We start from the raw sequence: 10,831 nt of genomic DNA on the forward strand, positions 1-10,831 counted from the left end.
CTTAGTCCTATCCGTTCACGCGTTTAGCGCCGCTGACGCTCGCGCTTTCTTTCAATTGGGAAATGATACGGTTGAGATGCTTGAGGTCCCAAACCTCGACATCAATAATCATCTCGGTGAAATCCGGTGCTGTGCGCACCATGGAGAGATTGTGAATATTCGCATCATTGGCAGCTGCGATCTGCGCAATTTCGGCCAAGGATCCCGGCGAGTTGATCGCCGAAACACTGATGCGCGCCGGGAAACGCTCACTCATCTGCTCGTCGATATCCCAACGCACATCAATCCAGCGTTCCGGCTGATCGTCATAAGCCGTCAGAGCGGGCGACTGGATCGGATAGATCGTTATACCAGCGCCGGGCTGGAGAATACCGACGATACGATCTCCAGGTACAGCGCCTTCCGGGGCAAAGCGCACCGGCAAGTCCGAATTGGTGCCGCGAATCGGGAGCGCCTTTTTCCCAGGCTTCGGCGCAGCATCGGGACCTGTCTTCGCAGCCTCTTCGCTACCTTCAGGCACCTTGAAGATCATGCCGGCAGCATTCTGGATGTTAAACCAGCCCTTTTCGCCTGTCTTCGCCGGGCTGTTCTGAGACGTTACGCGTGTGTCCTGATAGTCAGGATAGACTGCCTTGACCACATCAGTGGACGGCAACTCACCGCGTCCGACTGCGGCCAGAACGTCCTCCACATCCTTGCGCGCAAGCCGCGGAAGCCCCGGCTTCAGAATATCCTTGCTGAACGGCTTTCCGGCACGCTCGAATGCGCGCTCCAGAATGCGCATACCCAACCCTGAATACTGCTTGCGGACAGCTGAGCGGGTTGCGCGGCGGATGGCGGCGCGTGCCTTGCCGGTTGCCACAAGCGACTCCCAGGCTGCGGGCGGCACCTGTGCCTTGGAACGGATGATATCCACTTCATCACCGTTCTTCAGCTCCGTCATCAACGGCATGATGCGACCATTAACTTTGGCGCCAACGCAGCTGTCACCGATATCGGTATGAACGGCATAGGCGAAATCGATGGGCGTCGCCCCGCGTGGCAGAGCGATGAGACGGCCTTTGGGCGTGAAGCAGAAGACCTGATCCTGAAAGAGTTCAAGCTTGGTATGTTCGAGAAACTCTTCCGGATTATCGCCTTCGGAAAGCTGCTCGATCGTCTGGCGCAACCATGCATAGGCATTGGTCTCGGTGGAAATCTTGTGCGGATTATTGGCGCTGCCGCGATCCTTGTAGATCGAGTGGGCCGCGACGCCGAATTCCGCAATCTCATCCATTTCGCGTGTACGGATCTGCAGCTCGACACGTTGCCGCGACGGGCCGATGATGGTGGTGTGGATCGACCGGTAGTCGTTCTGCTTGGGCGTGGAAATATAATCCTTGAACCGGCCCGGAACCATCGACCATGTCGTATGAATGAGACCAAGCGCCCGATAGCAATCCTGCGTCGTGTCGACCATGACACGGAAACCGAAAATATCGGAGAGCTGCTCGAATGACAGGCCCTTGGTTTCCATCTTGCGGAAAACCGACCATGCCTTTTTCTGGCGGCTCTTCACGCTGGCCTTGATGCCGTGCTTCTCGAAAATCTCCGACAGGTCCTTTTCGATCTTTTGAAGCAGGCCGCGATTCTTTTCCAGAAGTTCGGCCAGACGATCCGTGACGGCGCGCCAAGCATCCGGATTGATATAGCGGAACGCCAGCTCTTCGAGCTCTTCGCGCATATCCTGCATACCCATGCGGCCAGCGAGCGGCGCATAGATATCCATCGTTTCTTCCGCGATGCGCAGGCGCTTGTCTTCCCGCATCACGCCCAGCGTGCGCATATTGTGCAGACGGTCCGCCAGTTTGACGAGAAGTACGCGGACGTCCTCGGAAATAGCCAGAAGAAGCTTGCGAAGATTTTCGGCCTGCACTGCCTTCTTCGAAACAAGGTCGAGCTTCTTGAGCTTGGTCAGTCCTTCTACGAGCTTGCCGATCTCGGGGCCGAACAGCTGATCGATCTCTTGCCGCGTGGCTGTCGTGTCTTCGATCGTATCGTGCAGCAGCGCGATGGCAATCGTCGCCTCGTCCAGATGCATATCAGTAAGGATTGCAGCGACTTCGAGCGGATGGGAAAAATAGGGGTCGCCGGAAGCGCGCTTCTGACTGCCATGCTTTTGCATGGCATAGACATATGCCTTGTTGAGAAGCGCCTCGTTCACGTCAGGCTTGTATCGCTGAACACGCTCCACAAGCTCATATTGGCGCATCATCTACGAGAACTCCCTTTCGAAACCGATGCCTCGAACCATATCGGCCCAGCACACCGGGTATTGTGACCCAAAATCACCGAAAATCGAATGGTTCTCGACGTTTAGGTTTAATTTTCTGCCGACAATATTAATTTCCGACAGAAATTGCTCGTCATTTAAGCGCGTCGCGTTTTCCCAACAAGCATTCAAAATTTCAGCGGCGGACTAGTCTGCACAACTGTCCGCGCATAAAAACATGCGCCACGACGGGAAAGTCGCAGCGCATGCAAAAGAAAATAATTCGAACGACGATTAAAAATCGTCGTTCTTTTCTGGCGCAACGAGGCCCTCGATACCGGCGAGCAGTTCTTCTTCTGACATACGGTCGAAAGTAACCACATCCTCTTCCGCAGCTTCTGCAATGCCTTCCGTGACCTCTTCAGAAGAAGAAGTGATCTGTGCAGGCGCAGCCGCTTCCGGCTCGTCGACTTCCACATGCTTCTGCAGCGAATGGATGAGATCTTCCTTCAGATCATCCGGCGAGAGGGTTTCGTCGGCGATTTCACGCAGGGCAACGACGGGGTTCTTGTCGTTGTCGCGGTCAATGGTGATCTGCGCACCCTGGGAAATTTGGCGAGCACGGTGACCAGCCAGCAGAACCAGTTCAAAACGGTTCTCGACCTTATCTACGCAGTCCTCAACAGTGACGCGGGCCATGCGCGGTCCCTTTCATTTCTCGAACTTTAATGGATTTTTCTCCACATAACGCTTGTGGAACCAAATTACAAGCAAAAGCGGAATTGCTCATACCGCTCCTCAAGGTATCTGTCAAAAGAACGTCAATTTCATGGATTCGCCGCATAAAACACGGCGACGCGGCAAAACGGCACAATATTTTATAAGCCTGCCAGGGATTATTGATACAGGACTCCCTTATAGGTAATTTAGTGGGGGCAAATAACAACCCATGATTGCTTGTTTTTCTGTAATATGTCCTTAGAAGGCAATAAACGCATTGGTAAAATTTAATACCTTCGCCGTTTAGAAAACAAACTGAATAAGCGGTCGTCGGTCCACTCCCGTCCGGCCGTAGAGTGGATATATTGCACGATGTTCGATTCTCGTGAAAAGATTGCGCTTTTTATTGACGGCGCCAATTTATACGCTGCCTCAAAAACTCTGGGGTTCGATATTGATTATCGGAAGCTTTTGAAGGCATTTCAAAAGCGCGGCTATCTGCTCCGCGCTTATTATTACACGGCGTTGGTTGAAGATCAGGAGTATTCCTCGATCCGCCCACTGATCGACTGGCTGGATTATAACGGCTACAAGGTCGTCACCAAGGCTGCCAAGGAATTCACGGATTCAACCGGGCGTCGCAAGGTGAAGGGCAATATGGATATCGAGTTGACCGTCGACGCCATGCAGCTCACCGACACAGTCGACCATTTTGTGATTTTCTCTGGCGATGGCGATTTCCGTTCGCTCGCCGAAGCCCTTCAGCGCAAGGGCCGCAAGGTTTCGGTCGTCTCGACCCTCACCACCCAGCCCGCCATGATTTCGGATGAACTGCGCCGTCAGGCGGACCATTTCATCGATCTGGTCTCGCTGAAGGCTGAGATTGGCCGCGATCCGTCGGAGCGTGCGCCTCGTCGCCCGGACGATGATCTCGACGATAGCTATTGACGCCATCGTTGAGCCGGTTCATGCAAAGGGATGATTTCCGAACCATCTCCCAACTGTGATATCTGTCCAAGGTTGCACGCATTCCTGCAAGAATGGCGGCGCAAGGAGCCGTCGTGGCACAATGCTCCGGTTCCGCCGTTTCTACCTGCACATGATACCGATGTCCGCCTCCTGATTGTGGGCTTGGCGCCAGGCGTACGCGGCGCCAACCGAACCGGCCGCCCCTTTACCGGCGATTACGCCGGCGACTTGCTCTATAGCACGCTATGTGAATTCGGATTTGCTGCCGGCAAGTTCGAAGCGCGTCCCGACGACAGCCTGCACCTACTGGATGCCAGCATCGTCAATGCGGTGCGGTGCGTGCCACCGGAAAACAAGCCCATCGGCTCCGAAATCAACAATTGCCGCCAGTTCCTATCTCCGATGTTCAGCCGGTTTCCGAACCTGCAGGCCGTCGTTACACTCGGAACAATTGCACATCAGTCAACGGTTCGAGCACTTGGAGCGCCCGTTGCACGACATCCCTTCGGCCATGACAGAGCAAGTGATATCGGCAATCTACGCATTTTTTCCAGCTATCATTGCTCCCGCTACAACACGAATACCGGGCGGCTGACGGATGCCATGTTCCGAACCGTATTCCGGAATGTACGCAGCTACCTGAATCAAAAGAGCGCCTGAGGCGCTCTTCAGACTGCTGACAAACCTCCGGCAGGGTCAAAATGACCTCAGATTCACGGAACGTCCCAGATTCAGAACGTGAACAAATCGGAATCAAAACCCCTCGTTCTTGACTGCTTCCAAAAATCGAGGGGTTTGTAATCAATCTGAAGAGCGCCTGAAGCGCTCTTTTTTACTTTGCCGGTTTTAGCCGCGATCCCGTAACAAACGGGCCTTTTCGCGATTCCAGTCGCGTTTCTTTTCAGTCTCGCGCTTGTCATGAGTCTTTTTGCCTCGCGCCAGTGCCAGTTCCAGCTTCGCCCGGCCCCGGTCATTGAAGTAAAGCTTCAATGGCACCACGGTCATCCCGTCTCGTGATACGGAGTTGAACAAGCGAGACATTTCTCGCTTGCTGACAAGCAGTTTGCGAAGACGCCGCGGCTCGTGGTTAAAGCGATTTCCCTGCGTGTATTCCGGAATATAGGAATTGATGAGCCAGAACTCGCCGTTTTCAAAGCTGGCATAGCTTTCCGCTATGTTCGATTGATTGGCGCGCAGCGACTTGACCTCCGTGCCTGTCAGGACGAGACCGGCTTCGAGCGTATCAAGAATTTCAAAATTGAAGCGCGCCTTGCGGTTTTCCGCGATGATCTTGCGCACAGGAGAATTCTTAGGCTTGTTCATGATGGCACCATATAATGTGCAATGCCTGAAATGAAAACGCTCCCGAAGCTACGGGAGCGTAAAAATCAGCGAAAGCGGTAAATTTAGCAGGTCAGTTGACCAAACCTGCATGCTTCATAGCCTGATCGATCTTCTCCGCCGTCGCCGCTTCTACAGTCACCATCGGCGACCGCAGCGCGTTTTCCACACGGCCAAGACGCGACAGCGCATATTTCGGGCCCGATGGATTCGGCTCGATGAAGAGCGCCTTGTGCAGCGGCATGAGGCGGTCCTGCAATTCGAGTGCCTTGCTGAAATCACCAGCCTGACATGCATCCTGGAATTCGGCGCATAGACGCGGCGCGATATTCGACGTCACCGAAATGCACCCTACCCCGCCATGAGCATTAAAACCGAGGGCGGTGGCATCTTCGCCCGATAGCTGGATGAAATCCTTGCCGCAGGTTGCACGTTGTTCCGACACGCGCTCGATCTTTCCGGTCGCATCCTTGACGCCCACGATGTTCTTGTGGTCGCGAACGAGAGCGCCCATCGTTTCCGGCGTCATGTCGATGATCGAACGACCGGGAATATTGTAGATGATGAGTGGGATCGAGATGGAGCGAGCCACACGCGAGAAATGTTCGTAAAGACCACGCTGGTTCGGCTTGTTGTAATAGGGTGTGACAACGAGAACAGCATCGGCGCCAGCCTGTTCGGCATGCTGTGCCAGTTCGATCGCTTCCACCGTATTATTGGAGCCTGCACCGGCAATCACCGGAACGCGACCGGCAGCAACCTCGATGCAGACCTCAATGACGCGCTTGTGCTCATCATGCGACAGGGTTGGCGTTTCGCCGGTCGTCCCGACCGGGACGAGCCCTTTGGTGCCTTCTTCGATCTGCCAGTTTACAAATGCGCGAAAGGCTTTCTCGTCGAACGCTCCTTCGGAATCGAATGGCGTGACAAGCGCGGTAATTGAGCCCTTCAGCATTAGTGAACTCCTGAAAAAGAAAGACTGAACCTCTGTCCGCCAGTCATTTCAAAGGTGACCGAATACGGACGAGGCGTTGCACAATAGTCTTGCCACACGAGTGGGGCAAGCGGGGTATACAGGCAAAACAAGGGCAATAAGGCAGTTTTGCGACAAAAAATACGGGATTGAGCAACCCCACCCGCTATTCATCCATCTGCCTCAAGCAATGTCACCTGCCCGAGACAATCAAATCACAGCCGCACCTTGATGATAACGCTTTATTAAGGATAGATTCATTCCTTGAGCCTATCCTCCCAATTGAAATCGGCGGTCAAGAACCGGGCTCAGAAAAGCCGGATTTCAACAACATATTGCCCGTCAACCAAGTCTCTGTTCTAGTTAGCCAATGTCAAAAAACGCCGCAGCAATATCCTTGAAAAGAAAAGCACTCCTCGCGAGCTGCTTTGTTGCGGTTGCCCTGCAGCCGGTGATTTCACCCGCACAGACCTCACTGCCGCCAGACATTCCAACCCCGCTTGCACGCCCGTTCGCGCCGACGACGACTCACCAGTCGCCAATGAATCTGGTGACGCCCAAGCCACGCCCGAACACACCCGACCCGGTCGTGACTTCAGCGGTCAGCCGCATGGAAAACCCGGCGGTGATCGGCGGAACACTCAAGAGCGGCCTTGATGCCCTTTCCTCCCGTGATGCGGCGAGTGCGATTGCATTCCGCAACGGACTGCCGCGTGGATCGCTCGATCGTCAGATTTTGACCTGGGCCATAGCCACATCCGGCCTTGATGGCGTTTCGAGCACCGAAATCGCAGCAGCGGCAGAGGAACTGCGCGGCTGGCCCGGAACGTCGGTTCTGCGGCGCAATTCTGAGCGAGCTTTATTCAAGGAAAACCCAGCAGCCTCGACAATAATCGCGACATTTGGCAATGCAAAGCCACAGACCACTGAAGGTATGATCCTTCTCGCCCGTGCCTATGTCAGCACTGGAAATGCCGGCAAAGCACGTGGACTGCTTTCGCCATGGTGGGCCACACAGCGCCTTTCCGCTGATGACGAACAAAAGATTCTGAAAGAGTTTTCAAACGTTCTGACGCGCGAGGACCATCAGCGCCGTATTCTGCGCTCTTTATATAATGGCCGCATGCAGTCCGCCAAACTTCTCGCAGGCCCCGCGCAAGCCCAATCGCTCTACAACGCCTTTGCTGCGGTCGCGCAAAAATCTCAGAATGCAGCCAAGACGATAGCGGATGTTGATCGTACATGGCAGGGTAACGCAGCTTTTCAGTTCCTGAAGATTCGCTACCTGCGTCGCGCCGAACGCTATAATGAAGCGGCAGAACTCATGTTGAAGGCACCACGCCAGGCATCGGCACTTGTCGACCCGGATGCCTGGTGGGTCGAACGTCGCATCCTGTCACGGGAACTGCTCGATCTTGGCAAGCCGGAGCTCGCCTATAAGCTTGTCTCAGCCCACGCAGCCGAATCGCCCACCATGGCCGCAGAGGCGGAATTCCATGCCGGATGGTATGCACTTCGCGCCCTGAACCAACCGAAGACGGCTGCACCACATTTTGCGAAGATCGCAGAAATCTCGTCGCGTCCAATTTCGGCGTCTCGCGCCTTTTACTGGCTCGGACGGTCGGCAGAAGCCGGCGCCGGTGGCGATGCGCGCGATTATTACCGCCACTCCGCCCATTTCGGCACAACATTCTACGGACAACTTTCAGCTGCCAAACTGAGTGAGAAAGCGCCGGAGCTTATCTATCCACGGCCAACCGAAGCGGACCGCACACGTTTTGCAGGCCGTCCCGCCGTACAGGCAATCAAGCGGCTGGAACAGGTCGGCTACAGCAATCGCGCAACGACGCTTTACAACCAGCTTTCGCGGGAGCTCAACAGTGTCGGTGAACTGGCTCTGCTGGCAGTTATGGCTGAGCGCAACGAAAATCACTATCTGGCATTGCGCGTCGGCAAAACCGCAGCATTACGCGGTCTTGACGTTGGTGCTCTGTCGCACCCGCTCGGCGCAATTCCTGCCAATGCGAATATAAGCGGATCGGGCAAAGCCCTCGCCTATGCCATTGCACGACAGGAAAGCGAGTTCAACGTCGGTGCGGTTTCAAAAGCAGGCGCGCGCGGCTTGCTGCAACTTATGCCGGCAACCGCAAAAAGCGTAGCAACTCGAAACGGCATGAGCTTCTCCGCACCGCGCCTCACAACGGATGCTGGATATAATGCGACTCTAGGTGCACATTTTCTGGGGGAGCAGCTTGACCGCTTCAACGGATCTTACGTTCTTACCTTTGCCGGCTACAACGCCGGGCCCCGTCGAGCCTCCGAGTGGGTTGAGAAATATGGCGACCCGCGCGGTAAGCCAATCGATCAGGTCGTGGACTGGATCGAACGTATCCCTTATTCCGAGACGCGGAACTATGTTCAGCGCGTAATGGAAAATTACGAAGTCTATAAGGCGCGTCTGACGGGCACCGCCGATATCAAGGCCGATCTGATTTACGGCCGACGTTAAGCTGTCCAAATTGCAAGAAAACAAAAAAGCAGGCGAATAGCCTGCTCAGACTGCTGACAAACCTCCGGCAGGGTCAAAATGACCTCAGATTCACGGAACGTCCCAGATTCAGAACGTGAACAAATCGGAATCAAAACCCCTCGTTCTTGACTGCTTCCAAAAATCGAGGGGTTTGTAATCAATCTGAGCAGGCTATTCGCCTGCTTTTTTTGCCCGTCGTGATTTTGGTTTGGCAGCCGTTTTTTGGGATTTTGCCGCTTTCTTGGCCCCGGTCTTGTTCGCCGCATTCGCCAGCCTGGCAGCTTGCCCGATCCAGCCTTCACGCTCCACACGCCGCGGAAAACCCATATTCCGCTCGATCCAGCGCGATTCGTCATCACTCCAATTGGCAATCTGGTCATAGTGAAACACGCCAATTTCGTTGAGCAATCCCTGAACTGCCTTGCCGATACCTTTAATAACAGTGAGGTCATCAGGCTTTCCAAGGCGCGCAGCTTCCAGAAGCTCAGGACGCCCCGGATCGCGCACAGGCTCCGCATCCGCCCCTGCTTTTTCCGTTGGCAAAGACCAATTCCCAACGACTTCAGCATCGGGTACAGACTCCAACTGAAGCTTTTCCGGCTCAGTCGGTTGGTATGAAGTGCTGGATTCTTCAATTTTTGCCGGTGTTTCGGCCCGCCCGGTCTCTTCCCGCTTTTCGTCGACAGGCAATGTGGCGTGTGCCGCAGCGATGATTGTGCGCTCATGGTCCGGCATCGACCCACTTCTGCGCCGTATGAAACGGCCCAGAAGACAGCCGATAACAAACGCGATGGCGACAAGAACAGCCAGTTGAACAATCAGCAACGGCATATGGTTTCCTCGTACTCCAGATTACTCAAGCTCGACGAACATATTCGCCGTCAATTTTTCTCCGCCCCAAATTCGCTGCCGCTATTTTGAAGCGGTCAGCCAGCCCACGCCCGCGCCGATCAGAACGGCCAAAACGAGAACCGGCCAAAACGATACGGCTAAATAAAGCATTGTCAGGTCCGCTTTCTGTTCCGGAAACGCAACATATGATCCGCTATGCCTATTCATAGAGGGAAAGGAAAGGCCCGAACAGGCGGGCTGTCAATTCCGAACAGAAAACTAACGGGGGACGACGCTACGGACCCGGTTACCTTTCGCAACAATGGAATTTACGGCTTGCTGATCTCGGCTTGCCCCAGTTTCAAATCGAAGGGAAGCGGCGGATTCAATTGCGATTGTATCTTTCGATAGCTGGCATCGTCAGTCGCCTTACCTTTAATCGAGATACTGGAATCAGAGATATCGATTTCCCCTTCCCTCAAGCTCGACACGAGCCGCAAGGCAAACTCCACCGATTCTGCAAAATTTGCCGGACTCCCGCGACTTACCGCCATTTCATCGTCAAGAGGTATATCCGGAGCCACACTTTCCGCCATAGTCATAATGCGGTCTCTAACGTCATTATCCGGGACCGAACCAGACAGGACAATTCCGTCTGCATTCTTCTTTATCTGTAAAAGATAAGGCGATACGAGCGGGAGAACCCCCGTCAGATCGGTAATCTCCCGAATGCCTCTTACCTGCTCCAGTGCGATTTTTGCGGCGGATTGATTTTCTGGATTGGGTGCTATGCCTTTAAGTGTCACATCACGACCGTCCACATCAAAGCCCGCCCATGTGTATGGAGCAAGTGCCTCGCCGGTACGCGCCGCGATGTCCGTCTCGACCCGGTCGGCACCAAACCAGAGGGCAAGCGCTGTTAGCGCTGCGGTCCACGTTACACCGGGCCAAAACCATTTGAACATGTCGCGACGTCTCCACGCTGGAAATTATCGGATACGAAACAGCGAAGCAGATGCCGCTTTCTCATTCGTACAAAGACTGAGTTTTCGGTGAAAGCAAGATCGCAACCTTGAAAATCTGCAAACAAAAAAACCCGGCAGCGATGCTGCCGGGTTCTTTTTGAACAATCCCAGAGGGATTAGAACGAGCGCTGGAAGCGGACCATACCCTGCCAAGCGTCTTCGCCCTTCAGGACGGAGTTCTTGTCGTCCCA

10 protein-coding genes are annotated in these 10,831 nt (G+C 54.5%); 3 read left to right on the plus strand and 7 right to left on the minus strand.

Annotated elements, in window-relative coordinates:
- Positions 1-7: 7 nt before the first annotated feature.
- Together JNC70_RS10285 and rpoZ are read right to left on the minus strand one after the other, a co-directional pair.
- Positions 8-2,254: a RelA/SpoT family protein gene (locus JNC70_RS10285; protein WP_104753746.1), complete on the minus strand. Its 2,247-nt coding sequence runs from the start codon at positions 2,252-2,254 to the stop codon at positions 8-10.
- A gap of 291 nt (positions 2,255-2,545) precedes the next feature.
- Positions 2,546-2,950, minus strand: coding sequence for a DNA-directed RNA polymerase subunit omega (gene rpoZ, locus JNC70_RS10290; protein ID WP_104753745.1), 405 nt, complete (start codon positions 2,948-2,950; stop codon positions 2,546-2,548).
- Positions 2,951-3,343: 393 nt separating this feature from the next.
- On the opposite strand from rpoZ, the gene JNC70_RS10295 reads away from it, so the two are divergent.
- Together JNC70_RS10295 and JNC70_RS10300 are read left to right on the plus strand one after the other, a co-directional pair.
- Complete coding sequence (locus tag JNC70_RS10295; RefSeq protein ID WP_104753744.1) at positions 3,344-3,919, plus strand: LabA-like NYN domain-containing protein; 576 nt, start codon at positions 3,344-3,346, stop codon at positions 3,917-3,919.
- A gap of 30 nt (positions 3,920-3,949) precedes the next feature.
- A complete protein-coding gene (locus tag JNC70_RS10300) occupies positions 3,950-4,600 on the plus strand; it encodes a uracil-DNA glycosylase (RefSeq protein WP_104753743.1) in 651 nt (216 codons plus the stop codon).
- A 186-nt stretch (positions 4,601-4,786) separates the two neighbouring features.
- Here JNC70_RS10300 and smpB read toward each other — a convergent pair whose 3' ends face one another.
- Both smpB and dapA read right to left on the minus strand, forming a co-directional pair.
- On the minus strand, positions 4,787-5,263 hold the full coding sequence (gene smpB / locus JNC70_RS10305; protein ID WP_104753742.1) for an SsrA-binding protein SmpB: 477 nt from the start codon (positions 5,261-5,263) through the stop codon (positions 4,787-4,789).
- Between the two features lie 91 nt (positions 5,264-5,354).
- The gene (gene dapA / locus JNC70_RS10310) at positions 5,355-6,236 is read right to left on the minus strand and encodes a 4-hydroxy-tetrahydrodipicolinate synthase (RefSeq protein ID WP_104753741.1); all 882 of its coding nucleotides are present in this window, start codon (positions 6,234-6,236) and stop codon (positions 5,355-5,357) included.
- 388 nt (positions 6,237-6,624) lie between these two features.
- Between dapA and JNC70_RS10315 the strand changes: the two genes are divergently transcribed.
- Positions 6,625-8,763, plus strand: a complete 2,139-nt coding sequence (locus JNC70_RS10315) for a lytic transglycosylase domain-containing protein (protein WP_208623401.1) — start codon at positions 6,625-6,627, stop codon at positions 8,761-8,763.
- On the opposite strand, the gene JNC70_RS10320 is transcribed toward JNC70_RS10315, so the two are convergent.
- From JNC70_RS10320 to JNC70_RS10330, 3 genes are all read right to left on the minus strand, one after another.
- Positions 8,760-8,942 (minus strand): hypothetical protein, encoded by a 183-nt coding sequence (locus tag JNC70_RS10320; RefSeq protein WP_374788589.1) that lies wholly within the window; start codon positions 8,940-8,942, stop codon positions 8,760-8,762. The two genes, JNC70_RS10315 and JNC70_RS10320, sit on opposite strands and share 4 nt — an antisense overlap.
- Before the next feature lie 13 nt (positions 8,943-8,955).
- The gene (locus JNC70_RS10325) at positions 8,956-9,615 is read right to left on the minus strand and encodes a helix-hairpin-helix domain-containing protein (RefSeq protein ID WP_104753739.1); all 660 of its coding nucleotides are present in this window, start codon (positions 9,613-9,615) and stop codon (positions 8,956-8,958) included.
- Between the two features lie 329 nt (positions 9,616-9,944).
- Positions 9,945-10,580 (minus strand): BON domain-containing protein, encoded by a 636-nt coding sequence (locus JNC70_RS10330; protein ID WP_104753738.1) that lies wholly within the window; start codon positions 10,578-10,580, stop codon positions 9,945-9,947.
- Positions 10,581-10,831 lie beyond the last annotated feature (251 nt).

The organism is Brucella oryzae, assembly GCF_041929965.1.
Classification (GTDB): domain Bacteria; phylum Pseudomonadota; class Alphaproteobacteria; order Rhizobiales; family Rhizobiaceae; genus Brucella; species Brucella oryzae.

Excerpts from the sequence above, each read along its gene's own strand:
- JNC70_RS10285 (WP_104753746.1), bottom strand. The coding sequence starts at position 2,254 with ATGATGCGCCAATATGAGCTTGTGGAGCGTGTTCAGCGATACAAGCCT.
- rpoZ (WP_104753745.1), bottom strand. The coding sequence starts at position 2,950 with ATGGCCCGCGTCACTGTTGAGGACTGCGTAGATAAGGTCGAGAACCGT.
- JNC70_RS10295 (WP_104753744.1), top strand. The coding sequence starts at position 3,344 with ATGTTCGATTCTCGTGAAAAGATTGCGCTTTTTATTGACGGCGCCAAT.
- JNC70_RS10300 (WP_104753743.1), top strand. The coding sequence starts at position 3,950 with ATGATTTCCGAACCATCTCCCAACTGTGATATCTGTCCAAGGTTGCAC.
- smpB (WP_104753742.1), bottom strand. The coding sequence starts at position 5,263 with ATGAACAAGCCTAAGAATTCTCCTGTGCGCAAGATCATCGCGGAAAAC.
- dapA (WP_104753741.1), bottom strand. The coding sequence starts at position 6,236 with ATGCTGAAGGGCTCAATTACCGCGCTTGTCACGCCATTCGATTCCGAA.
- JNC70_RS10315 (WP_208623401.1), top strand. The coding sequence starts at position 6,625 with ATGTCAAAAAACGCCGCAGCAATATCCTTGAAAAGAAAAGCACTCCTC.
- JNC70_RS10325 (WP_104753739.1), bottom strand. The coding sequence starts at position 9,615 with ATGCCGTTGCTGATTGTTCAACTGGCTGTTCTTGTCGCCATCGCGTTT.
- JNC70_RS10330 (WP_104753738.1), bottom strand. The coding sequence starts at position 10,580 with ATGTTCAAATGGTTTTGGCCCGGTGTAACGTGGACCGCAGCGCTAACA.